Origin of the sequence: Rhodococcus sp. IEGM 1370 (genome assembly GCF_033142325.1) — a bacterium.
In the GTDB taxonomy this organism is placed as follows: domain Bacteria; phylum Actinomycetota; class Actinomycetes; order Mycobacteriales; family Mycobacteriaceae; genus Rhodococcoides.
The window spans coordinates 142,760-165,678 of sequence record NZ_JAWLRY010000004.1 but is presented as its reverse complement, the minus strand read 5'-3'; the positions used below and the strand labels follow the sequence as shown (position 1 = coordinate 165,678).

Here is a 22,919-nt window from a genome sequence, read left to right as displayed (position 1 = left end):
CGCTTCACACGGCGTCGACCGAAGGCCCTCGACGCACCCGTTCGTAGAAATCGGGATACTGGAACACGTGACCTCTTCCCACCCGGCCCCACCCACCGCGACCGACGTTCTGGTCGTGGGCGCGGGCCCCGCAGGATCGTCCGCTGCGGCATGGGCCGCGCGATCCGGCCGCGACGTCGTCCTGGCCGACGCGGCAGTGTTCCCCCGCGACAAGACGTGCGGCGACGGGTTGACTCCACGTGCCGTCGCCGAGCTCGATCAGCTGGGTCTGGGCGAGTGGGTGCGCGGCAAAGCACGCAACCGAGGACTGCGACTGAGCGGATTCGGGCAGGAACTGGAACTCGAATGGCCGAGCAAATCCCTTCCCACCGTCGGAAGTGCCGTTCCCCGAACCGAATTGGACGACAGGATTCGCGTCGCCGCAGTCGACTCCGGAGCCGTGATGGCCGAGGGAGCGAAGGCTGTCGCCGTCACCCGCGACGGCAATTCGGTCCGCTCGGTAACCCTGCAGACCGCCGCCGGCGCACACGAGATCTCCTGCCGCACAGTGATCGTCGCCGACGGTGTCCGCTCGAGCCTGGGCAAGCAACTCGGGCGGCAATGGCATCGCGACACCGCATTCGGCGTCGCTGCCCGCGCCTACATCGACTCGGGCCGCAGCGACGACGAATGGATCAGCTCGCACCTCGAATTACGCGACGCCGCAGGCACTCTGCAACCCGGCTACGGCTGGGTCTTCCCGCTGGGCGACGGAACCATCAACATCGGCGTCGGCACCTTGGCCACCGCCAAGAGGCCGGCACCCGGAGCGCTGCGGCCACTGCTCGACCTCTACACCCACCAGCGCCGCGGCGAATGGGACCTCGGCGGGGAGTTGCGCTCGGTGGCGTCGGCATTGCTGCCGATGGGCGGCGCGGTCTCGGGAATCGCAGGCACCAACTGGGCCATCATCGGCGACGCCGCAGCCTGCGTGAACCCACTCAACGGCGAGGGCATCGACTACGGACTCGAAGGCGGTCGCATGGTCGTCGACCTGCTCGATCACCCCGATCTCACCGACGCCTGGCCGACCCTGCTCCGCGAGCACTACGGGCAGTCCTTCTCCATCGCTCGACGCCTCGCCGGACTGTTGACGGTGCCTCGATTCCTGCCCGCAGCGGGACCGGTGGGCATGCGCTCGCGGGCACTGATGAAAGTCGCCGTCCGGTGCATGGGCAACCTCATCACCGAAGCCGACAGCGACCTCGTCGCCCGCACCTGGCGGGCATCGGGAAGCGGATCACTGAAAATCGATTCCCGACCGCCTTTTACCTGAATCGCGTCAGGGCCGAGTTGCCTTGTGCAGAGCCACAATTCCACCGGTGAGGTTGCGCCACTGCACGTCGGTCCAACCGGCGTCGGCGATGCGTTGCGCCAACTGCTCCTGCGTCGGCCACGCGCGGATGGACTCGGCCAGGTAGACGTAGGCGTCGGGGTTACTGCTCACGGCGCGAGCGACTTTCGGTAACGCCTTCATCAGGTATTCCATGTACACCGTGCGGAACGGTCCGAACACCGGCGTGGAGAACTCCGAGACGACGAGCCTGCCGCCGGGCTTGGTGACGCGGGCGATCTCGCGCAGACCTGCGTCGAAATCGGAGACGTTGCGGAGGCCGAAGGAGATGGTGGCGGCATCGAAGCTGGCGTCGGCGTAGGGCAGCGCCATTGCGTCGCCTGCGACCATCGGAACGCCTCGCTGCAGTCCTGCCTGCAGCATGCCCTTGGAGAAATCGGTGGCCACACACCAGGCTCCGCTGAGCCCGAGTTCGACGGTCGAGACGCCGGTGCCTGCGGCGAGGTCGAGTACCCGCTCGCCAGGTTTGAGATCGAGGGCGCGCCGAGTCAGTTTGCGCCAACTCCGGTCCTGTCCGAACGACAGAACCGTGTTGGTGATGTCGTATCGACGGGCGACGCCGTCGAACATCGACGCCACCTCGTGGGGCTCTTTTGCCAGGGTTGCACGTGATGTCTGGGCCACGAAGTCCAGACTACTCAAGCGATCTTCTGCACCCGCGACGCTGTGATGCCTTGCACGTCGTAGTAGTGCGAGATCAGCTCGTCGCAGATGGCAGGCCAGGTGCGGTGCAGTACCGATTTGCGGGCCGCGTCGCCGAAGCGGGCGCGGGTGGTGGGTTCGGCGAGCGCTCCGACGGCACTGGGCAGCAGTTCGGTGAACTTGTCGACCGGCAGCAGGTATCCGTTGCGGCAGTGCGAGACCAGATCGCGCGGGCCTCCCGCGTCCGGTCCGATGACGGGGACGCCGCTGGCAAGTGCCTCCTGCACTGCCTGGCAGAAGGTTTCGTGTTCGCCTGGATGCACGAAGATGTCGAAGCTGGCGTACGCCCGAGCGAGTTCGTCGCCGCCGAGTTGGCCGGTGAACACGGCGTTCGGCATCAGGGCCTGCAGTGTTGCTGTGTCGGGTCCGCCGCCGACGATCACCAGTTGGATCGACGGGTCTGCGGCCAGTACGGCGAGCCGCTCGACGTGTTTCTCCGGGGCGAGCCTGCCGACGAAGCCGACGATCAGCTTCTCGCCTGCTCCCCACTGATTTCTGAGCGTCTGCGATGCGGCCGAGGGTGCGAAGCGACCGGCGTCGACTCCCCTGGCCCACCGGTGCACGCGCGGAATGCCGTGTAACTCCAACGCGTCGACGGCCGAGGTGGACGGGGCCAGAGTGCGGGCCGCGCCTCTGTGCAGTCTCCTGGTCCAGCGCCACGCGGCCTTCGAGGTGAGGCCGAGGCCGTAGCTGGCGGCGAAACCGGCGACGTCGGTCTGATAAACGGCGACCGCGGGGACGTCCAGCCGGTTGGCTGCGGCCAGACCGCCCGCTCCGAGCAGGAACGGTGACGCCAGATGTACGACGTCGGGGGCGAAGGCGCGCATCGCCGAGACCATGCCGAGCCCGGGGACGCCGACGGGCAGCGAGCTCACTTTGGGGACCATGACGGACGGCACCCGGTGCACCGGAACGTTGTCGTGCCACGTCGCGGCTCTGGGACCGGACGGATTGTCCGGAGCGATGACGATGGCGTCGTGCCCCGTCTTGTCGAGGTGTTCGAGGACACGGATCACCGAGTGGGTGACGCCGTTCATGTTGGGCAAGAACGATTCCGCAACGATGGCTACTCGCACGATCCTCAGTGTGGGCGGCCCCGCCGTCGGCCAGGTATGGACAACGTTACGTGTGGGCCAACGTCACACGAATTGCGCGAGCACCCACGACGGATCCGGGTTGGTGCGATGTTCGGATCCCGCGAACACCGTGGGAACCGTCTCGTTGCCGTCGTTCACCGATCGCACTCGCGCGGCCGCAGCGGGGTCCTGGCGGATGCTCGCCCACACGGCTTTCTTTCCGCGCAGCAGCAGCGCCACCCGCAACCGCAAGCAGAAGATGCATCCCGGACGCCAGTAGATCAACGGCACCGATTTCTCCGTTGCCTGATTGCGCGACGCGTCGTCGGACAGAGATCGCGGATACAGCACCGGCGTCGTCAGGACCAGAACGAACACCACGGCGAGCACCATCACCACGATCGAGGACGCAATGTTTCCGAAGTTCACCAGCGCGAACCCGGCGACCGAACCGAGGGCAGCGAGGACGAAATGCTTTGCGTTACGCATTCTCGGCCTCCTTGCGACGTAACCAGAACAGCGCCGGACCGGCGATCAGCCACGTGACGACGATGACGGATCCGGCCGGAACGATCGCGACGGTGGCGTCGCGGCCCGCGACGCGAACCAACTCGACGTCCGGGTCGGCCTTGTAGTACTCGACCTCGATGCGCTGGCCCGCGACGAGATTGGTGGGGTACAGCACGCCGAGAGGGGGGTTGTGCGTCACACCGTCGGGGGTGATGAAGCTGACGGCCGAGCGCAACTTGCCCGCGGACAGCACCTCGGCGGTGGCGGTGCCCTTGTCGGAGTCGATGGTGACGTCGTTGCGCCAGGCCCCGATGACGAGAAGCACGGCGAGGACAGAAATCGCGACGGCGACCACCAGCACGACCAGCCGGGCCCTGTGCAGCGTTCGGCTGCCTCTGTCGGTATCGGTCACAGCGATCAGGTTACTTCGCAGCCGACGCGACTCGGCTCGGGTAGCGTCTGGACTCATGTCGCGCAGCTTCGAGTTCACCGTCGAATCGTCCAATCCCCCCGCTGACGTGCACGCAGCACTCACCAGCGAGGACCAGTGGATGGCGCGCTTCGCCAAAGCGAAGAAGACCGACGGGTACGAGCTGACCAAGCACGACGACGGTGGCCTGACCGTCGACATCTCCGAAGAGGTCGGCACGTCCGAACTCCCCGGCTTCGTCACGAAGGTGATCAAGGGAAAGCTGATCGTCTCGCGCACCGATCACTGGGGGCCACTCGAGGGCGACCGCGCCGAGGGGACGCTGATCGGCGGCACCACCGGTTTGCCCGCGAAGGTGAACGGCACCCTGTCGTTGCGCCCCAACGGCACCGGCGCGAAACTGATCGTCAAGGGTGACTCGACCGTGAAGATCCCCATCGTGGGCGGCAAGATCGAGGACCTGATCAACAAGATGATCAAGGACATGATCGACCAGGAAACCGGCCAGACCCTCGAATGGGTTGCAGCGCAGGAGAACTAGAGACGCGCCCGAATCGCCGCGTGTAGATCGCGCAGTCCCGATCGCTCCGTGGTCACTTCCAGCACCCTGATTCCCGTGGCATGCCCGGTGAGTTCGGTTGCCAGATCGGCCAAGTCGACCAGTCGATGCTCCACGCGGTAGGCACCGCACAGCGCGCCGAGGTCCATGCCGTGCGGCGTACCGAACACTCTCTCGAACACCCCCGCGTACTGCGGATCGCCCTGTTCGAGGAGCTCGAAGATGCCGCCGCCGTCGTCGTTGGCTACGACGATCGTCAGGTCTTCGGGACGCGGTTCTCCGGTGCCGATCAGCAAGCCTGCTGCGTCGTGCAGAAATGTCAGATCACCGAGAAGTGCCACGGTGCGCCGCTTTCCGGCCATCGCGGCACCGATGGCCGTCGAGACGGTGCCGTCGATACCGGCCACGCCGCGGTTGGAGAGAACCTTCACGTCCGGGTTCGGAGTCGCCACCAGGGCCGCGTCGCGCACGGGGTTGGACGCTCCGAGCACCAGTTGATCTCCGGACCGCAGCGCAGACATGACCACGTCCGCCACGTGCAGTCCCGTCGGCTTGGGGTGCTCTCGAAGTTGTTCGTGCACAGCCAGTTCGGCCCTCTCGGAGAGCGCGGCGCAGCGGGCGATCCAGGCGGGGTCGGGCGCACCGGTGGTGACTGCTCGGGTACCGGTGGCCAGCACGTTGCCCGAGACGTCGGGCCAGCGCGGACCGGTGGTGAGCGCAATGACGTCCACGGCCGGATCGGCCAGCAGCGCCGAGACCTGCCTGTGCAGCGTCGGCCGCCCGGTGATGACGGCCTGGCGCGGCTTCAACTGCGCAAGAGCCAAGGGATGCAACGGGATTCCGTGCAGGGGTGCGGTCGGCTCGGCGACGGTCGGCAACCCGGCCAGCTCCGGACGCACGGCACCGCCGTGACCGGAGACGACCACGGTGTCGATTGTCAGATCCAGTTCGACGGGGACGTCCAATGTCGCCTGCGTGGTCGAGGTCCACGGCAACCCGTCGGGCCGACCCTCCGGACGCGCGCCGGGGTCGCCGATCGCAGGCACCAGAGGCTCACGCAACGGGATGTCGAAGTGCACCGGACCGGCGTTGCCGGAGCGTGCGCCGCGCGCCGCGGCTATGACGCGGGAGACGGCGCTGCGCCACTGACTGTTCTGCTTGGGTCCTTCCTCGGCGAGTCCGAGGCTGATCGTCGCGCGTACCTGAGATCCGAACAGACCGAGCTGCTCGATGGTCTGGTTCGCGCCGGTGCCGAGCATCTCGTACGGGCGGTTGGCGCTGATGACGATCAGCGGGATGCGCGCGTAGTTCGCTTCGAGAACCGCAGGCCCCAGATTGGCGACCGCGGTTCCCGACGTCATGACCACGGGGACGGGCTGACCACTGCCCAGGCTCAGGCCGATGGCCAGAAAGCCCGCGGTTCGCTCGTCGATCCGCATGTGCAACCGCAGGCGGCCGGCGACATCCGCCTCCTGCAACGCGAACGCCAGCGGGGCGTTCCGCGAGCCGGGGCACAACACGACGTCTCGGATCCCGCTGCGCGCCAGTTCGTCGACGACTGCGGTGGCCTGTGCGGTGGACGGATTCACAGAATCCAGAGTGTCAGATGCGTCGGTCAGCCGCCGCAACCGGGCTTTGACAGTATTGACGTGTGCGTACAGTCTTCCGGCCCGATGAGGTCTCCCCCCGCCGCTTCTACCAGCTCCTGACCGCGTCGGTGGTCCCCAGGCCGATCGCATGGATCTCCACCGTCTCGGCCGACGGTGTGGCGAACCTCGCGCCGTACAGCTTCTTCACGGTGTCCTCGGTGGAACCACCGGTCGTGCAGTTCACCTCGGTGAGCCGCAAGGACAGTCTGCGCAACATCGAGGCCACCGGCGAGTTCGTCGTCAATCTGGCGACGGCTCCGTTGGTGGATCAGGTCAACGGCAGCTCGGCGAGCTTCGATCACGGCGTCAGCGAATTCGAGGAGCTCGGTATCGAGAGCGAACCCAGCACCGTCGTCACACCACCGCGCGTGGCAGCCGCTCCGATCGCCATCGAGGCGAGACTGCATCGCGTCGTCGAGGTGGGCAACTGCTTCGTCGTCATGGGCACCGTCGTTGCCCTGTCGGTGCGTCCCGAATATCTGGCCGAGGACGGACTGCCCGAGTTCGACGCCATCGCCCCGCTCAGCCGCCTCGGCCGTACCGAGTGGGGGTTGCCGCCCGAGGTTCGTGAGATCGAGCGCCCTTCTTGATTCGCTGGTCGCTGCTGATTCTCGTCACGGTCGGCCTGACCGTCGGCGCGGATGCTCTGGGGATTCCGTCGGCAGCACTGTTCGTTGCGCTGCTGGTGGCGGTGATCTTCGCGCTCGCCGGCTGGGCACCGACCACCGGAACCGAGCGCGCCCCGCTGCCGCGCCGACTCGGCATGGTGGCTCAGGCGGTGCTGGGTGTCGAGATCGGAACGCTGGTGCAGCGAGACACCCTCAGCTCACTGGGCGACGCCTGGTTGCCGGTGCTGCTGGCATGCGTCGGAACGCTCGTGTTGTCCATCGCTGCGGGCGCGCTGCTGGGACTGCGCAAGGACATCGATTCGCTGACCGGTGCGCTGGCACTGGTCGCGGGCGGCGCGTCGGGGCTGGTGGCCATTGCCCAGGAACTCGGCGGCGACGAACGCGTCGTGGCGGTGGTGCAGTACCTGCGGGTCGTTCTCGTCACCACCACCCTGCCGCTGGTGGCGACACTGGTGTTCCGCGCACAACCCGGTCAGTCGACGATGCTCGCCGATTCCGGCGCTCCGCTGTACGTGGACCTGGCCTTCGTTCTGGTCTGCGGCGGGGTGGGAGTCCTGCTCGCACTGGCACTCCGATTTCCCGCTCCGGCGCTGCTGGGCCCGCTGATCGTCGCCACGTGCGCCGACGTTCTCGGGTTCTCGTTCGACGCCAGTGTTCCCACGTTGCTGCTGTGGGCGGCGTACATCGTGATCGGGTGGCAAGCCGGTCTGCGATTCACCGTCGCGAGCCTGAAATCCATCTCGCGGGTGCTGCCGTCCGCGTTGCTGCTCATCATCGCCGTCACCGTCGGGTGCGCGATGTTGGGGCTGTGGTTGGCCTCGGCGACGGGCACCAGCGGATACGAGGGCTACCTCGCCACCACCCCGGGTGGGGTGTACGCAGTGTTGGCCATCGCGGCATCGACCGGTGCGAACGTGACGTTCGTCGTGGCCGCCCAGGTGATCCGAGTGTTCATGATGCTGTTCGCGGTGCCGATGGGAGCGAAGGTCGTCCAGCACTATCGGCGAGGGCGGCCCGAGTGAATCGACGCGACCCCATACGCACTCAGGTCCACCGATGTCGTCGGCACGGCCGAGGACCTCGAACCCGAGTTCGGTGAAGCCACCGGACAGCACTGGATTAGTGTCATCTCACATGTCCGGCTTGGGAAAAGGTCACACGGTCGTCACCGACTCGGTAGATGTCGACAGCGCATCGTTCGCCTCGCTGCGCGCCCGGCCTCTCCCCCGCGCCGAACGCTACGAACTGGGTCGACGCCTCCGCGAGAAGGTACCGGTCGCCTCCCTGGGTGACTGGACCCCACCGGCGGATCGACCCGACCCGGTCAAGCAGATCGAATACTCGCACCAGGGCCGCATCGAATGGCTGATACCGACGCGCCTGGAGCGGATGGTCGAATCCCCCTACGGATTCCTGCGCGGCACGGCCATCGTCATGGCCCGGGACGTGGCGATGTTGCCGTCGACCGGCATCAACCCGGTCATCAGCGGCGACGCCCACCTGGGCAACTTCGGGTTCTACGCCTCCCCCGAACGCGACCTCGTCATCGACCTCAACGACTTCGACGAGGCCCACCCGGGAGCCTGGGAATGGGATCTACGACGCCTCGCCGCAAGCATCTGGGTGGCCGGGCGGCAGAACGGCCGCACCGAGGACCAGTGCCGCGACGCCGTCACCGCCTGCGTGTCCGCGTACCGAATCGAGGTGGCCAGACTTGCCGACGAACCACTGATGTCGCGATCGTTCCAGCGCCTGACGGCCGAGAAACTGCAGCGCGACGCCACCGAGGGGTCGCTGCGCAAGGAGATCAAACGCGCCACCAAGAAGGCGCGTCGACGCACCAGTGACCGCGTTCTGCCGCGCTTCACCGAAAAGCACGAGGGCAAGCGCAGAATCGTCGAGGAGCCGCCGATCACCACCCGCATCTCGGCGCGGGACGAGGAACTTCTCGCCGTCGGATTGGACGAGTACCTGCTCACCCTCACCCCGCACTGGCGTCGAGTGCTCGGTGGATACACGTTGATCGACGTGGCGCACCGCGTCGTCGGCGTCGGCAGCGTCGGACTGCGGGCGTACGTGGCTCTGCTCGAGGGCACCAGCGAGGACGACGTGGTGTTTCTGCAGCTCAAGCAGGCCAGACGCTCGGTGCTCGCGCCGTACGTGCACGGCGAATCGGCCTGGCACGATCATCAGGGCCAGCGGGTCGTGGAGTATCAGCAGGATCTGCAGACCGTCAGCGATCCGCTGCTGGGCTGGACGACCATCGCCGGACGGCAGTACTACGTGCGCCAGTTCCGCAACATGAAGGGAACGATCGACCTGTCGTCGATCGACGCACCCGCTCTGGTCGACTACGCACGGGTGGTGGGCCGACTGCTGGCCAAAGGACATGCGCGCACCAGTGGCGCGTCGATGATCTCGGGTTACACCGGCGATTCCGACGCCCTCGAGGTGGCGCTGTGCCGCTTCGCGCAGCTGTACGCGGATCAGACGGAAGCCGACTGGGAGCGGTTGAGCGCTACGCGCATGTGAACGGAAACTCGTAGCCTGCTACGAGGTGGGAGTGGAGCCCGCGGAACGACCCGAGGGCTCCACACTCACATGCGGCGAAGCCGCTCAGGCGTGCTTGGCGACCAGGTCACCCACCCGAGGCAGTGCCTCGGTGACGTTCTTCTTCGCCGAACCACGCAGGCTGCCGTAGAACTTCTTCACGACGGACTTGTCGGTTTCCTCGATGCGGGCATCGGTGACCGAGAGCAGTGCGTCGGATGCGGCGTCGCCGTTGGCGGCCAGGTACTGACCGAACGTGCCCTGCGGGGCAGCGTTGTACGACTGCCAGAACGGGTCGAGCTTGTCGACGAAATCGGGCCACAGAGCCGAGACCGCGTTGTCGATGTACGACGGCCCGACCTTCTTCACCGCGCCGTATCCCCCCTTGACCGCGAGCCCGCTCGCACCCTTCTTGTCTGCGACCTCGGCGTCGATCAGTGCCAGGACATCGACGCGCAGCGCGTCGGCCTTGGACTCGTCGAGCAGTGAATCCTTTAGTGCAGCAACCACTTCGAAGTTCCTCCCAGATGTGTCAGCGGCCCCACGCGGACCGGGCGCAAGACTACCGCAGAAGGGCGTGGCAGCGCCGAACTCGATCGATCCACCACTGCGTGCGATCGGCGTCCGCATCGAGCTCGATCAGGGCCTCGGCGTCGGGTTCGAGGCTGCCGACCGGATACGTTCCGTCGATCACCTCGGGCGCGGGTGCGACGTCTCGAACGAACAGTGCGCCTGTCCCCAGACCGCAGGCGAATTCGAGATGCGGCAGCGCAGCAGCTGCGGCCAACCCGGCCGAGATACCGACGGCCGAATCGAGCGCACTCGACACCACCACCGGCACGCCGTACTCCCCCAGTTCACCTGCGAGCTCGAGCAGCGCCCGCATTCCACCGAGCGGAGCGACCTTGAGCACCGCGACGTCGGCTCCGCCTGCACGGACTACCTTCATCGGATCCTCCGCCCGGCGAATGCTCTCGTCGGCAGCGATCCGCACCCCGCGCACCCGACGCCTCACTTCGACCAACTCCGGCACGGACGCGCACGGTTGCTCGGCGTACTCGAGTGGACCGTCGGCGGTCAGGGCGGCCAGAGCCGCAACAGCCTCGTCGACGCTCCAACCCCCGTTGGCGTCGACCCGTACCCGCGGAACCAACTCGCGTACCGCGCGCACCCGGGCGACGTCGTCGGCGAGGGTCTGCCCCTTCTCGGCCACCTTGACCTTCGCCGTCTCGGCCCCGGGGAACCGGCTCAGCACCGACGCCACGTCCGAAGCCGCTACCGCCGGAACCGTCGCGTTCACCGGGATGCGTCGGCGCAGCGGACTCGGCGGGCCGTCCCACGCGGCTTCGATCGCCGACGCCAACCACGGGGCCGATTCCGCGTCGTCGTACTCGGGAAACGGTGAGAATTCACCCCAACCGGCGGGCCCGCGCATCAACATCACCTCACGGGTGGTGATGCCACGGAACTTGGTGCGCATCGGCAGCGAGAGCACGTGTGCACCGTCGAGCACATCGTCGATCGGGGGAATCATTGCTGCCCCGGGAGCAGCTGCACCATCAACGCCTCGCAGTCGGCCAACAGGTTGCCGTCCAGATCGGTCAGCCGGGCGTTGATGAACGTTTTGCGTCCCTCGACCCGATCCACCGCACCCTCCACGACCAGCTCGGTATCGAGCGGCGTCACCTTGCGGTAGTTGATGTGCAGGTACGCCGTCCGGCTGATGGGCCTGCCGTACGCGTGCTGGATGAGGCCGAAGAGGTCGTCGAACAGCAGCGGCAGCGTGCCGCCGTGCGCGGCGGAGTTTCCCCCGAGATGGAAACGACGGAACATGCCCCGACTACGGACACCGTCGGCGTCGATCTTCTCGATGATCCACGGCATCAACAGCAGCGAACCTCGACCCGGCAGACGCGGAACGCGCCCAGCGGTCTGGCGGCCCTCGGCCACCACGTGCGGGGTCAACAGCTCGATCAGTTCCCGGGCTTTGTCGGCCGCCGCCTGGGTGACCTCGGCCGGCAACGAAGTCGATACCGCGAGGTCCTGTACCGTGCGCAGCGCCTCGAGCAGCTGCCCGTACTCCGGCCCCACCTTCGCAGGCACGAAACGCGGGAAGCCCCCATGGTGGTCGTAATCGCGGTCCAGTTCGATCGGGTCGGTCATGACTGCACGCTAGCTGCACCGACCGGTCGGCACGGACCCAGCCCTGATCCGGCGTCGGCCCGCACTAAGCTGACGCCCGTGACCTTCACCCCAGCACTGTGGCGTCCCGTTCCCGGCTTCGAGGACCTGACCGACATCACGTATCACCGGCACGTGTCCGACGCGACCGTCCGGGTTGCGTTCGATCGTCCCGAGATTCGCAACGCGTTTCGGCCGCACACCGTCGACGAGCTCTACCGAGCGCTCGAACATGCTCGGGTGAGCTCCGATGTGGGGACCGTGCTGCTCACCGGCAACGGGCCGAGCAGCAAGGACGGCGGGTGGGCCTTCTGCTCCGGCGGTGACCAGCGTATTCGCGGGCGCAGCGGCTATCAGTATGCAGACGGAGAGACCGCCGACACCGTCGACAAGGCCCGCGCCGGGCGCCTGCACATCCTCGAGGTGCAGCGCCTCATTCGCTTCATGCCCAAGGTGGTCATCTGCTTGGTCAACGGCTGGGCAGCGGGCGGCGGCCACAGCCTGCACGTGGTGTGCGATCTGACCCTCGCGAGCCGCGAGCATGCCCGGTTCAAGCAGACCGACGCGGACGTCGGCAGCTTCGACGGTGGTTACGGCAGTGCGTATTTGGCCAAGATGGTCGGTCAGAAGTTCGCCCGGGAGATATTCTTTCTCGGCGAGACGTACTCGGCCGAGGAGATGCACCGTATGGGCGCAGTGAACAAGGTTGTCGATCACGCAGAGCTCGAGAACACGGCAATCGAGTGGGCTGCGAAGATCAACGCGAAATCACCTCAGGCACAACGAATGCTGAAGTACGCCTTCAACCTGCAGGACGACGGCCTGGTGGGTCAGCAACTGTTCGCCGGTGAAGCGACACGCCTGGCCTACATGACCGACGAGGCGGTGGAGGGTCGCGACGCCTTCCTCGACAAGCGCGAGCCCGACTGGTCTCCCTTCCCCCGATACTTCTGACCCACTGGTGATTTCGACGTCGCACCGCCGAAACCACCACAGTGCTGTGGGCGCTGTACGCGCCTGGTTCACCCAGCCCTACGACTACCGCTGGATGGCGGACTTCCAGAACTCCCGGCCCGCCGGAAAGATCGTCCGGTGGGTGATGGCATTCCTGACGCTCAACTTCGGCGTGCTGGCGGTGGTGTCGCTGTTCTCGGAGGACACCTCACGCAGCCCGGTCGCCGTCGCCTGGAAAGCATGTCTGGCAGTCATGGTCGTGGCCGTCAGCGCGGCGTGGATCACCAGACCGTTTCCCGGCCGACTCGGGGTGGTGGCGTTCGCAGTCTTCGCCGACCTCGGAACGGCGTCGGCGATAGCGATCAACCCACTCGCGGACGCGCTCATGACCTGCACGCTGTTCGCGGTGATCGGGACGTTCTGCACGTTCTGCCTCAGTCCACGCTGGCTGCTCGCGCACCTGGTGTTCGCGGTGGCGTGCACGCTCGTCGCCGCGGCGGCCACGCACTCCGGTGGGGAGATCGACACCGCCTCACTGATCTTCCGGACGCACGTCGTACTGCTCGCGATCGCCGGCGTTCCGCTGGTGTCGCATCTGCTCATCACCATGTTGACCGACGATGCCCGCAATTCGTTGCTCGATCCGCTCACCGGTCTGCGCAATCGTCGTGGTCTCGACGCGGCCATCGACGAGGTGTGGCCACTCGGCCGAGAGAAGGATCAGTGCTCGGCGGCGGTGATGATCGACATCGACCGCTTCAAATCCGTCAACGACATGTACGGCCACGAGGAAGGCGACGCGGTCATCGTGCGGGTCGCCGAGCGTCTGCGAGCACACCTGGGCGACTACGGCGTCATCGCGCGCACCGGCGGCGAGGAGTATCTCGCCGTCGTGTCGACGTCACGACTCCACATCGATGCTCTGGTCCACGGAGTACGCCGAGCGCTTCGCGATCCCGAGGATCCCATCGCGGTGACGGTCAGTGTTGGGGCCGCGATTCTGCACGCGGATTCGCCCGTGTGGGACCAGAACCTCGACATCGTGACGCGGGCAACGCGGGTCGCGGACTCGATGATGTACGAGGCGAAGGCCGCGGGCGGCAACCGAATCGCGACGACCGAACTGTGAGAGAGACAGGAGTGGAGCCTGCGGAAGGACCATCTGTGATCGTGGTATCCATGCGGGGTGGACATACTCGCTTCTCGGACAATTCTTCGGCCGGTCGACTACGAGAGGACTCTCGAGTTCTACCGTGACGGTCTCTCGTTGGCGGTGTGTCGCGAATACCCCGGTGGGACGGTGTTCTTCGCGGGGCAGGGCCTGATCGAGGTCGCAGCGCACCATCGCGGTGACGAATCGGGGTCGTTCTCCGGTGCCCTGTGGCTTCAGGTACGCGATATCGGTTCTGCTACAGAGGAATTGACCGCAGCCGGCATCGAGATCGTCCGTGAGGCGCGAACCGAGCCGTGGGGTCTGATCGAGCTGTGGATCGAGGATCCGGACGGGATTCCCATCGTGCTGGTGCAGATTCCACAGGATCACCCGTTGCGAAAGGACAACCGCTAACGGTCTTTCGCGCCGTCGGCGATCGTGCGAAGCACTGCCGTTGCCGACTGGGGCCGCGACCACAGATATCCCTGCGCCAGCGTGCAACCGAGTTCGAGGGCCGCGTCGGCTTGTTCACGACTTTCGATGCCTTCGACGATCATCGTCAGATCGAGATCCTTCGCCACTCCGGCCAACGACCTGATCATGGCTCGTCCGGCCACGGTGTCGACGAACCTCGTCAGGTGCCCGTCGATCTTGATGCCGTCGGGCTGCAGCGTCACCAGTCGTTCGAGCGAAGACCAGCCCGAGCCGAAATCGTCGAGCAACACCCGGAAGCCGAGCCGGTGCACGTCGTCGATATGCCTGCGCAGCAGCGGCCCCGGCGTCACGGCAGTGGTCTCGGTGAGCTCGAGCGAGATCGACGACGGCGACACCCCGGAGGACGCGATGGCACGCTGCAGCTGACTGACGCCGTCGGGATGGGCGAGGTGGCGTCCGGAAATGTTGACGGTCAGTCGCAGGTCCGGACGATGGACGTGCCACTTCTTCATTTCGGCAGCGGCCTGGGTGAGCACGCTGAGGTCGACGTCGATAATCAGTTCGCTGGCCTCGGCGAACGGTACGAAATCCGCCGGCACCACCATCCCCCTGGTGGGGTGGTGCCAACGCGCCAATGCCTCGAAGCCGACGATCTCCTCGGTGCGCAAGTCCACGATCGATTGGAACCAGGGGACGATGTGACCGTCGGCGATGGAGTCGGCGATGTCGTTGTCGCTGCCCAGCCGAATGACGCCGGATCCGACGCGGCGATGCAGATCGAGCTGCTCCTCGAGCACCGACGCGAACTGTTCGAGTTCCTGCATCTGCTCACCGGAGAGCGGACGGGGCGTGCGATCGAGCAGGCAGAGGGTGCCGATGACCAGGCCCTCTCGCCCACGCAGCGGAACCGACGCGTACGACGCGATGCCGTTCTCGTCGAGGATGGCGCGCTGCCGAGTGGTGGCGTGCACGCGACCGTGCGCCACGACTGCAGGTTCGCCGGAACGCACCACGTCGTCGCACAGGGTGTCGGCTCGCACGACGGTGGACACCGGCGGTCCACCGATGTTGACCAGCGTGTACTGAGTGTCTTCGTCGAGCACATTGAGCTGTGCGATGGCGAATCCGACGCTGCGTGCGGCGAATTCGACCGTCGATCGCAGAGCAGGCGTCGTCGCCTCGAAATCGAGGTAGCGACGGGCGGAGTCGCTCTGCCGGCGAGACTGGGAGCGCGCGGGGTCCGCGACCTCACCGTCCACCGGCATCACCTCGCAACGACCAGCCGGGCCCGTTCTGGAACCGGATCCAGGCGAGTTTAACCGTGCCGGATCTGCAGTTTCGACCGATAGCCCAACCTGGAGCGGTCACAACGACGGATAGCGCGTGTGCAGCAGCCGATGCCGCAGCACGGCTGCGGCGAGTCGCTTGCCTTCCTCGGTCGCCACCGAACCGGACGGCTCCGGTTCCGAAACACCCGGTCCCGACGCGCCCGGTTCCGTCGGCTCGAACGCTCCGAGGGCACCCAGTTCGGCAATCAGATTCCGCGCCAACGGCTCGGCGTGCTCGGCAGCGGGCTCCTCGCCGGAATGGGTCCACCCTTCGGCGCGCAGCAGACGCGCGAGGTCGTCTGCTGTCGCGTCCACGTCGGTGACCTCGTGACCGACGATCATCCGTGCCAGAACCACCTCGGCGGCAATCGTGTCCGGGTGATATTCGGTGCCGACGATGCCTGCGGTGAGCACGCGCCAGAGCCCGTCGGAGCTGAGCTGCCGTGTACGTGCCGTCGGTACCAACCGCCCGGCGGAACGACGCAGCAGACGCACCCTCATCAGGAGTCGTCGGACGATCAGTACTTTCTCGGTGTCGAGTTCGCGGCCGATGTGCAGGGGACGTTCGGCCGGAGGAAACACCGTGGTCGCAATGCTCGCCACCAGCTCGTCCGGCAGATACCCGGCGTCGGTCAATCCGACACCGTCGCCGATGCATCCGATGAAGCTCTCCAGCCTGCGCACGCAGCCGTACACGGGCTGGGCGGCCTCGTGCAGCGTCTCGCGCAGCCCCAGATAGAGCTCGGCCCGCGGTGCGCTGTAGTTGCTCCACAGGTCGATGCGGTGGTCGAGAAGCTGCTCGAGCAGGACGGCCTCGGAGTCGTCCTTACCTCGATCGGACGTCAGCACAGCATCGGTGACGCCGCGTCGGCGCATGGCCTGCGCGTTGGTGCCGAGCGGTCGCCCACCGGGCTTGGACGGCTCGAACTCACCGGCGATGGTCGCGACTTCCAACGTCTCGCCGATCTTCTCGACGATGGCCCGCTCGACGCCGGTCGGAGCGTCCTGCCAGGTGACGAGATCGGTATCGACGGCACCGATACCCGATTGTTCGGTGGCGGCGCGATAGTGCTGCAACCACACGGCATCGTCGGCGATTCGCACGAGCTCCTCGGTGACGGTGCTCCGAGCGATCTCCGCGTATCCGACGCGTCCGAGGCGGTCGAGTAGATCGCCGAGCGCTCGGGCGATATCGACCGCACGATCGGGCCCCTCGGCCGCGTGGCGCAGATACATCCACAGGTAGGTCTGCACGGAATGCTGCGTCGGGCCCGCGGGCGGAGACACCTCGACCAGACCGTCCCACCCCAGGCGCGCATCGGCGGCGAGCGCGGGATCGACAGAATCGAAGTACGACAGAGCTGCCCACACCGCGTCGTCCATGCCCGATCCCTTCACGATGTTCCACTGTTCCACAGCGACTCGACGTCGGGTGACAACCGCCGGGCCGACAGGTGCGCCCGTCCTGGTTCGAGCCCAGCGACTAACCTCGAGTCCGTGCTCGAGAGCGTATCCATTCCGTCGGGACCGGCAGCGGCGAACATCATGCCGCGGCTGAGCCGCATGCTCGCCGGCCACGGCCCGGCCCTGCTTCCCGTGCCGGCCGACGATCCGCGTGAGACCGAGCGCCTGCACGACGCCTTGGCACCGGGAACACCCATCGACGACGGCGTCGCGCTGGTCGTCGCGACCTCCGGAACGACGGGCATTCCCAAGGGAGCGATGCTGTCGGCCGCTGCGCTGGTGGCGTCGGCAACGGCCACCGAGGAGCGACTCGGCGGACCCGGGTCGTGGCTGCTGGCGTTGCCCGCGCACCACATCGCCGGAATGCAGGTGCTGCTACGCAGTGTGCTCGCCGGAACCTCGCCCGTCATCATGGACGTGTCGAGAGGTTTCGATCCCACCGCTCTGATCGACGCGATCGGCCGGATGTCGGGGCCCCTGCGCTACACGTCGCTGGTGCCCGGGCAGTTGGTGAAGGCATTCGAGATCCCCGAGGCCGTGGCTGCGTTGGCCTCGCTCGATGCTGTGTTGTTGGGCGGGGCGGCAACACCGGTTCCGTTGCGACAGAAGGCACACGACGCGGGAATCCGATTGGTGCGGACCTACGGAATGAGTGAAACGGCCGGCGGCTGCGTGTACGACGGAGTTCCCCTGCGCAACACGGTGGTTCGCATCGACGACGGCAGGGTCGTGTTGGGTGGAAAGACCTTGGCCTCGGGATACCGCGGACTGCCCGACCACCCGGCCTTCGCCGAACCGGGATGGTTCCGCACCGACGACGCCGGAACCATCGTCGACGGAGTTCTGAGCATCTCGGGGCGACTCGACGAGGCAATCTCGACCGGCGGACTGACCGTCGTGCCGCAGGTCGTCGAGGCTGCACTGGCCACCCACCCCGCCGTGCTGGAATGCGCCGTCGTCGGATTGCCCGACGAGCGCCTGGGCCAGAAAGTGGTGGTCGCAGTCGTCGCCTCCGCTCCGGTGACACTGGCGGACTTGCGCTCCCACGTCGCCGCTTCGCTGGACATCACCGCGGCACCCCGAGAATTGTTCATACTCGACTCACTGCCGACACGAGGGCCGGGAAAACTGAATCGGGCGAAACTGCGAACGGTGCTGGAAAAACGCTGAGTGACTCGGGAGTTCCGACCGAGCGCAGCGGTCTCGAGTTGAGCACTGCGGTTCCGGTTAGACCGCAAATGCGCGCGCGTTTGTCAGGTGCGCGCGGACTGGTCAGCGAACAGGTGGCGACACTGCGCGCGTTCAGCAAACGCGCACGCATTTGCCCCGGAGCGCTCACTCGAGCGGCGTGCCTTGATGGTGCACCAATTCCCAACCGGTGTTCGTGCGTCGCCACAGCGAGGTTCTGCGAGCTCGCGCATCGGGTGTTCTCGAAATCCACTGCAGCAGAACACAATCTGCACCGATTACCCGTCCGATCGGTTCGATCACCTCGATCTCGACGGAGCTTTCGCTACCGAGCAAGTCGAGTATCGACGACTTGTCCCACACCGTTCCCGAGGCTCCGACTTCGGTGAAGTCGTCGGCGAGCAGGAGGGCAAGCCTCTCGCGATCGCGTCGACACTCCGCAGTCTGCAGCTCTCGTTCCAGCGCGAGAACTGTAGACAAGTCGTTGTCAGCGTTGGGTCGACCGGCAGAGACAGACGGCATGGCTGCACTGTCTCACGCACGAACGCCTCACGCACGCACGCCTCACGCACGAATGCACGCACGCCTCACGCACGAATGCGCGCACGTTCGTCAGGTGCACGCGAAGTCGTCGGCCGGCAGGTAGCGAACCTGCGCGCGTTCGGCAAACGCGCGCGCATTTGCGCCGGTGGTGGGTGGGCGAACGACCGAGCAGCCGACGCCTCAGCCCGCCATTTTCTCGTACAACCGCTCGACGTCGGACTCGGACCAGTTGGCAGGCTCGAGGATGTCGGCCCACATGTTCACCGCGTCGGCTCCGTAGCTGTGGCCGTGGCCGTCGTCGACGTTCGTGGAGAAGACCTGATCGAACGTCAACTGCCAGAAGGTCACGAACGGGAACCACTGCACTCCTGGGTCGACGTCCGCGCCGCGGGGTTCGCGTAGCCAGTCGGGCCGGTTCAGGATCAGATCCGGCGACCACCACACGATGGGGTCGGATGCGTGCTGCCAGTACACGATTCGGGGCTCTTCCCATTGCCCGCCGATGTCGAGGTCACCGGACGAGCTGGCGAAACGAACGTGCTCGCCACCGTCGATGACAGGCAGGATCTCGCGGGATCCGGCGTCGCGCCCACCGGTGATGCGGGCCCATTGCGGGGTGAAGTTCGGGTTGCCCACCCACAGGGCACCGTCGATGCGCGCAATCATGTCCTGCGCGCCGCTGAACGCATCCTGTCCGCCGTAGGCACCGAGGCTCTCGCCGAACAACACCAGCTTCGGTCGCGAATCCTCGGGGAGTTCGCTCCACACCTCGTATACCGCCTCGAAAAGGGCCCGTCCGGCATCCTGGGGAGTCTGGCGGTCGGCCAGAAATGCCATCGGGCTCGGCAGGAACGAGTACTGCATCGACGCGATCGCCGAGTTACCGTCGTACAGGTATTCCAGAGGGCGAGCGACGCTCTCGTTCACCCACCCGCGCCCGGTGGTCGTCGCGACACCGAGCACGGCGCGAGAAAATGCGCCGGTACGGTCGAGCTCTGCCACCACCCGCTGGGCCACACCTTCGACGGTGTCCGCGGACTCCACGCCCGCGTAGGCGCGGATCGGTTGCACCGCAGGCCTTCCGGTGAACTCACTGATCTCGTCCGGCGATACCCCGGACACGACGAAGCGTCGACCCTCCTGCCCCAGGGAATCCCACTCCTCGTTCGAGGCGTCCGAACCCGACAGTTCGGCCGCCGTGGGCTTCTCGACGCCCTCGTGGTTGCCGCGGTCCGCAGTGGAGGCCGACCTCTCCGCGACCGCCACGATGCCGCGAATCAGCGCGCCGTTGACGGCGAACACCACCAACAGGGCTACGACGATCACGCTCGCGATCCTCGCGACCGGCCTCGGCACGTACTGCTTGCCCCATCGCGTCAACGCACGGGTGGCTCGCCGCAGCAGACGACCCAAGGCGAGCACTCCCACGGCAACCACCAGCGAGACCACCAGCACCGCGATGTACAGCGGCCTCCCGGGATCCTCCACACCGACGAGCTTGCGGACGATCTGCTGCCACCACGATCCCAGGATCAGGAACAGCGGAATCACCACCACCGCGGCCACGGCCAGCGCCCACCACCCGCGTCGACGCCACTGCTCCGACCAGTCGGGTGACACTCCACAGATCCGCACCACCCACGCGATCAGGCAACCCACGCCGTATCCGATCGCGACGCTGATTCCGGTGGCCACCGCCTGCAGATACCAGGCCCTGGGCAGCAGCGACGGAGTCATGGACAGCGCGAAGAACACCAGAGCGAAGAAAATCCCGACGGGATGCAGTGCGCGGCAGTACCGATCCGCTCGTGAGTCCTGCCAATACGAACGAATCGCGGCCGACCGCTGTGTGGTCATCCGCAGATCGTATTTGCCCGCCGACTGGGCCGCACCCTCTTCGACATGCAAGCATTCACCGCATGAGTGTTCTGGTCTGCTTCCACGCGCATCCCGACGACGAAGTATTCGGCACCGGCGGAGTCATGCGGCTCGCCGCCGATGCCGGCCACCGCGTCGTCCTGGTCACCGCGACCGACGGTGCCCTCGGTGAGTTTCCAGACGGAATCCTCACCGACGGCGAGACACTGGCCGAGCGCAGACGCGTCGAGCTGGATCGTTCGGCAGCCGTTCTCGGAGTCTCCCGCATCGTGCGGCTGCACTACGCCGACTCCGGAATGGCCGGTACTCCGGAGAATGCGAACCCGGAAGCCTTCTGCAACGTCGACGTCGACACCGCAGCGCAACGGTTGGCCGACGTATTGCTCGAAGAGCAGGCGGACGTCGTGACGATCTACGACCCGAACGGTGGTTACGGGCACCCCGACCACATCCAGGTTCACGTCGTCGGCAAGCGCGCCACCGAGATCGCCGACACTCGATTCGTCTACGAGACCACCACCAACCGCGACCACATGCGCCGACTGATGGAGGCCAATCCGCACTGGGGTGAGGAGGCGTCACCGCCGGACATGGACACGTTCGGTCTGCCGGAAACCGAGATCACGACGGTGGTCGACGTCTCCAGCGTCATGAACGCGAAACGGGGTGCAATGGAAGCCCACGAAACACAGGTCGGTGACTTCGGACCGTTTCTGCAGATGTCCGTCGAGGACCTCGCCTCCACCTTCGGCACCGAATGGTTCCGAAAGCTGCGCGGCACGGGCGGCGTCGGCCTGACGGAGACCTCACTCCCGCTCTGACCTGGCCGAACAGCGGACGCGAGCGCGACGGCCACCAGATCGTAGATCGATGATGCAACTCCATAGAGCTGACCTTCGGATTGTTTCGAGCCTCTAACCAAACCGCGAGACGGTACAGTGTCCACGTCGCCTGTCATGAGGGCGAGTTCTTCAGACCCGAACACCGTCATCGAAATGGAGAGGCCGGAGAAGCGATGCGTTCGTCAGTGGGTGTGTCCCTGGGCACGTGCGGCATTCGCACGGCGCGGACCACCGAAGACGGTGCATGGACCGACGGCACCCCATTCGACGACTGGCAGTTCTCCCCCACGGCATCCGACGTCGCGCGCGTCGTCCGCGGCATCGTCGACAGTCCGGACGCGCCCCAATCTCTCGGCGTCGCCTATCGCACCCCCGAAGAACGCACCCAGATCGCCGACGCACTGGCCGAGGAGTACGTCTCCGACGTCCACCTCATCGACAAGACCGGCGCGGCAATGGAGTACCTGCGCCCGGGGCTCCCCTCCCACCACCGGACGATCGCGCTGTTCGACGCGGGCGAGACCGGTGTCGACGTCGACATCGTGGACGTCGAATCCGGCCGCTCCTACGGTTCCGCGCGGACCACCGCCATGAGCGGTGCCTCCTTCGACGCGGTGGTCCGGGAACACATACTCGGACTCGGCATAGTGCGTGCGCCCCAATCTCCGGACGAGGACAGTGCGCTGACGGCTTTCTGCCGCGGAATCAAGGAAGCGCTGTCCTCGCACCTGACCACCAGCACCCCCGATGGCGAGCACATCCTCCTCGAGCGGCACATCTTCGAGTTGTCCATCGCACGCTCCACCGAGCAGGCCGCCGAGACGGTTCGCCGACTCGGCCGCGAGGCAGAGTTCTACCCCGACGCCGTCGTCGCGATCGGCGGCACGTCCAACATTCCGCTGGTCCGGGCCACCCTCGAACGCTTCCTGCAGCTACCGGTCGTGGTCCCGGACCGGCCCGAGCTCGTTGTCGCCGGCGGTGCCGCGGTGCACGCCGCCCACGTCGACGCCACCCACGTGCCGCCCCTCGTCTCGCACCGTCCAGCCCTGGCGCGACTGGGCATGATCGCACTTCCGATCGCCGGCGTCATTGCCGCCATCGGACTGTTCACGGCACTCGGACCCAGCGACGAGGGTCAACCGCTGAGCACCCCGTCGAGCGTCGGTGAATCAGTGTCGCAAACCACCAGGCCGTCGAGTACCAGCACGACGACGACCACGCCGGCACCGCTTCCCGACATCCCTCCTCCCCCACCGACAACCACCGCACCTGCGCCGGCCGCCGCAAATTCCGCGCCCTACGTGCAGTACCAGCAGCCGCACTACTACCCGCCGGCACCTCCGCCCGCACCCACGGTGCCCCTGCCACAGATTCCCGGTGTCCAGATGCCCGTCATCCCGTTGCCGGTATTGCCACGCCTGCCGTTCTGACCGGCCGCGTTCTCACCCGTCGGAC

General features: G+C 66.6%; 23 protein-coding genes. 11 read left to right on the top strand and 12 right to left on the bottom strand.

Translation table 11 applies throughout. The annotated features are described in order from the left end of the window. Positions 1-67 precede the first annotated feature (67 nt). Complete coding sequence (locus tag R4P47_RS09065) at positions 68-1,315, top strand: geranylgeranyl reductase family protein (protein WP_317784576.1); 1,248 nt, start codon at positions 68-70, stop codon at positions 1,313-1,315. A 6-nt stretch (positions 1,316-1,321) separates the two neighbouring features. Here R4P47_RS09065 and R4P47_RS09060 read toward each other — a convergent pair whose 3' ends face one another. The 4 genes from R4P47_RS09060 to R4P47_RS09045 form a co-directional block, all read right to left on the bottom strand. Further along, a complete protein-coding gene (locus R4P47_RS09060; protein ID WP_068046274.1) occupies positions 1,322-2,017 on the bottom strand; it encodes a demethylmenaquinone methyltransferase in 696 nt (231 codons plus the stop codon). A gap of 14 nt (positions 2,018-2,031) precedes the next feature. Continuing rightward, positions 2,032-3,171, bottom strand: a complete 1,140-nt coding sequence (locus tag R4P47_RS09055) for a glycosyltransferase family 1 protein (protein ID WP_317784575.1) — start codon at positions 3,169-3,171, stop codon at positions 2,032-2,034. Between the two features lie 63 nt (positions 3,172-3,234). Further along, positions 3,235-3,660 carry a glutaredoxin domain-containing protein gene (locus tag R4P47_RS09050; protein ID WP_149406690.1) on the bottom strand — a complete coding sequence of 142 codons (426 nt, stop codon included), beginning with the start codon at positions 3,658-3,660 and terminating at the stop codon, positions 3,235-3,237. Further along, positions 3,653-4,093, bottom strand: a complete 441-nt coding sequence (locus R4P47_RS09045) for a DUF3592 domain-containing protein (RefSeq protein WP_068282362.1) — start codon at positions 4,091-4,093, stop codon at positions 3,653-3,655. The genes R4P47_RS09050 and R4P47_RS09045 overlap by 8 nt, the downstream gene beginning before the upstream one ends. Before the next feature lie 55 nt (positions 4,094-4,148). On the opposite strand from R4P47_RS09045, the gene R4P47_RS09040 reads away from it, so the two are divergent. Further along, complete coding sequence (locus tag R4P47_RS09040; protein WP_068046280.1) at positions 4,149-4,652, top strand: DUF2505 domain-containing protein; 504 nt, start codon at positions 4,149-4,151, stop codon at positions 4,650-4,652. Here the strand turns inward: R4P47_RS09040 and menD are convergent. Beyond that, complete coding sequence (gene menD, locus R4P47_RS09035; protein WP_317548445.1) at positions 4,649-6,259, bottom strand: 2-succinyl-5-enolpyruvyl-6-hydroxy-3-cyclohexene-1-carboxylic-acid synthase; 1,611 nt, start codon at positions 6,257-6,259, stop codon at positions 4,649-4,651. The genes R4P47_RS09040 and menD overlap by 4 nt on opposite strands. 62 nt (positions 6,260-6,321) lie before the next feature. On the opposite strand from menD, the gene R4P47_RS09030 reads away from it, so the two are divergent. The 3 genes from R4P47_RS09030 (at position 6,322) to R4P47_RS09020 (ending at position 9,480) form a co-directional block, all read left to right on the top strand. Continuing rightward, on the top strand, positions 6,322-6,909 hold the full coding sequence (locus tag R4P47_RS09030; RefSeq protein ID WP_094687941.1) for a flavin reductase family protein: 588 nt from the start codon (positions 6,322-6,324) through the stop codon (positions 6,907-6,909). Further along, a complete protein-coding gene (locus R4P47_RS09025; protein WP_317548443.1) occupies positions 6,906-7,970 on the top strand; it encodes an AbrB family transcriptional regulator in 1,065 nt (354 codons plus the stop codon). Before R4P47_RS09030 ends, R4P47_RS09025 begins: the two co-directional genes overlap by 4 nt. Before the next feature lie 112 nt (positions 7,971-8,082). Next, positions 8,083-9,480, top strand: coding sequence for a DUF2252 domain-containing protein (locus tag R4P47_RS09020; RefSeq protein WP_317784574.1), 1,398 nt, complete (start codon positions 8,083-8,085; stop codon positions 9,478-9,480). 84 nt (positions 9,481-9,564) lie between these two features. Here the strand turns inward: R4P47_RS09020 and R4P47_RS09015 are convergent, their stop codons facing one another. From R4P47_RS09015 to R4P47_RS09005, 3 genes are read right to left on the bottom strand one after another with little or no spacing between them, the layout of a single operon-like run. Beyond that, positions 9,565-10,008 carry a DUF6918 family protein gene (locus tag R4P47_RS09015; RefSeq protein WP_037187084.1) on the bottom strand — a complete coding sequence of 148 codons (444 nt, stop codon included), beginning with the start codon at positions 10,006-10,008 and terminating at the stop codon, positions 9,565-9,567. A 52-nt stretch (positions 10,009-10,060) separates the two neighbouring features. Further along, positions 10,061-11,032 (bottom strand): o-succinylbenzoate synthase, encoded by a 972-nt coding sequence (locus tag R4P47_RS09010; RefSeq protein WP_068046291.1) that lies wholly within the window; start codon positions 11,030-11,032, stop codon positions 10,061-10,063. Next, positions 11,029-11,661 carry a PaaI family thioesterase gene (locus R4P47_RS09005; RefSeq protein WP_068046293.1) on the bottom strand — a complete coding sequence of 211 codons (633 nt, stop codon included), beginning with the start codon at positions 11,659-11,661 and terminating at the stop codon, positions 11,029-11,031. Before R4P47_RS09005 ends, R4P47_RS09010 begins: the two co-directional genes overlap by 4 nt. A 78-nt stretch (positions 11,662-11,739) precedes the next feature. On the opposite strand from R4P47_RS09005, the gene R4P47_RS09000 reads away from it, so the two are divergent. Genes R4P47_RS09000 through R4P47_RS08990 form a run of 3 tightly spaced genes read left to right on the top strand, consistent with a single transcriptional unit; the run spans position 11,740 to position 14,200 of the window. Next, the gene (locus R4P47_RS09000) at positions 11,740-12,633 is read left to right on the top strand and encodes a 1,4-dihydroxy-2-naphthoyl-CoA synthase (RefSeq protein WP_068046296.1); all 894 of its coding nucleotides are present in this window, start codon (positions 11,740-11,742) and stop codon (positions 12,631-12,633) included. 46 nt (positions 12,634-12,679) lie between these two features. After that, complete coding sequence (locus R4P47_RS08995; protein ID WP_317784573.1) at positions 12,680-13,762, top strand: GGDEF domain-containing protein; 1,083 nt, start codon at positions 12,680-12,682, stop codon at positions 13,760-13,762. Between the two features lie 57 nt (positions 13,763-13,819). Further along, positions 13,820-14,200, top strand: coding sequence for a VOC family protein (locus tag R4P47_RS08990; RefSeq protein ID WP_068046300.1), 381 nt, complete (start codon positions 13,820-13,822; stop codon positions 14,198-14,200). Here the strand turns inward: R4P47_RS08990 and R4P47_RS08985 are convergent. Both R4P47_RS08985 and R4P47_RS08980 read right to left on the bottom strand, forming a co-directional pair. Then, entirely contained in the window at positions 14,197-15,480 is a 1,284-nt protein-coding gene (locus R4P47_RS08985) for an EAL domain-containing protein (protein WP_231893700.1), read from the bottom strand. The two genes, R4P47_RS08990 and R4P47_RS08985, sit on opposite strands and share 4 nt — an antisense overlap. 105 nt (positions 15,481-15,585) lie before the next feature. Continuing rightward, a complete protein-coding gene (locus R4P47_RS08980; RefSeq protein ID WP_317784572.1) occupies positions 15,586-16,947 on the bottom strand; it encodes a hypothetical protein in 1,362 nt (453 codons plus the stop codon). A 147-nt stretch (positions 16,948-17,094) separates the two neighbouring features. Here R4P47_RS08980 and menE point away from each other — a divergent pair, with 147 nt between their 5' ends. Beyond that, a complete protein-coding gene (menE, locus tag R4P47_RS08975; protein WP_317784659.1) occupies positions 17,095-18,183 on the top strand; it encodes an o-succinylbenzoate--CoA ligase in 1,089 nt (362 codons plus the stop codon). Positions 18,184-18,348: 165 nt separating this feature from the next. Here the strand turns inward: menE and R4P47_RS08970 are convergent, their stop codons facing one another. Then, entirely contained in the window at positions 18,349-18,723 is a 375-nt protein-coding gene (locus R4P47_RS08970) for a nuclear transport factor 2 family protein (protein WP_317784571.1), read from the bottom strand. 201 nt (positions 18,724-18,924) lie between these two features. Then, positions 18,925-20,601 (bottom strand): alpha/beta hydrolase, encoded by a 1,677-nt coding sequence (locus R4P47_RS08965; RefSeq protein ID WP_317784570.1) that lies wholly within the window; start codon positions 20,599-20,601, stop codon positions 18,925-18,927. A gap of 62 nt (positions 20,602-20,663) precedes the next feature. Here R4P47_RS08965 and R4P47_RS08960 point away from each other — a divergent pair, with 62 nt between their 5' ends. Together R4P47_RS08960 and R4P47_RS08955 are read left to right on the top strand one after the other, a co-directional pair. Next, on the top strand, positions 20,664-21,443 hold the full coding sequence (locus tag R4P47_RS08960) for a PIG-L family deacetylase (protein ID WP_317784569.1): 780 nt from the start codon (positions 20,664-20,666) through the stop codon (positions 21,441-21,443). A gap of 194 nt (positions 21,444-21,637) precedes the next feature. After that, positions 21,638-22,894, top strand: a complete 1,257-nt coding sequence (locus R4P47_RS08955; RefSeq protein ID WP_317784568.1) for an Hsp70 family protein — start codon at positions 21,638-21,640, stop codon at positions 22,892-22,894. Positions 22,895-22,919: the final 25 nt, after the last annotated feature.

What these genes read in the sequence shown, in the direction of transcription:
- R4P47_RS09050 (WP_149406690.1), bottom strand. Translation starts at nt 3,660, where the DNA reads ATGCGTAACGCAAAGCATTTCGTCCTCGCTGCCCTCGGTTCGGTCGCC.
- R4P47_RS09040 (WP_068046280.1), top strand. Translation starts at nt 4,149, where the DNA reads ATGTCGCGCAGCTTCGAGTTCACCGTCGAATCGTCCAATCCCCCCGCT.
- R4P47_RS09020 (WP_317784574.1), top strand. Translation starts at nt 8,083, where the DNA reads ATGTCCGGCTTGGGAAAAGGTCACACGGTCGTCACCGACTCGGTAGAT.
- R4P47_RS09010 (WP_068046291.1), bottom strand. Translation starts at nt 11,032, where the DNA reads ATGATTCCCCCGATCGACGATGTGCTCGACGGTGCACACGTGCTCTCG.
- R4P47_RS09005 (WP_068046293.1), bottom strand. Translation starts at nt 11,661, where the DNA reads ATGACCGACCCGATCGAACTGGACCGCGATTACGACCACCATGGGGGC.
- menE (WP_317784659.1), top strand. Translation starts at nt 17,095, where the DNA reads ATGCCGCGGCTGAGCCGCATGCTCGCCGGCCACGGCCCGGCCCTGCTT.
- R4P47_RS08970 (WP_317784571.1), bottom strand. Translation starts at nt 18,723, where the DNA reads ATGCCGTCTGTCTCTGCCGGTCGACCCAACGCTGACAACGACTTGTCT.
- R4P47_RS08965 (WP_317784570.1), bottom strand. Translation starts at nt 20,601, where the DNA reads ATGACCACACAGCGGTCGGCCGCGATTCGTTCGTATTGGCAGGACTCA.
- R4P47_RS08960 (WP_317784569.1), top strand. Translation starts at nt 20,664, where the DNA reads ATGAGTGTTCTGGTCTGCTTCCACGCGCATCCCGACGACGAAGTATTC.
- R4P47_RS08955 (WP_317784568.1), top strand. Translation starts at nt 21,638, where the DNA reads ATGCGTTCGTCAGTGGGTGTGTCCCTGGGCACGTGCGGCATTCGCACG.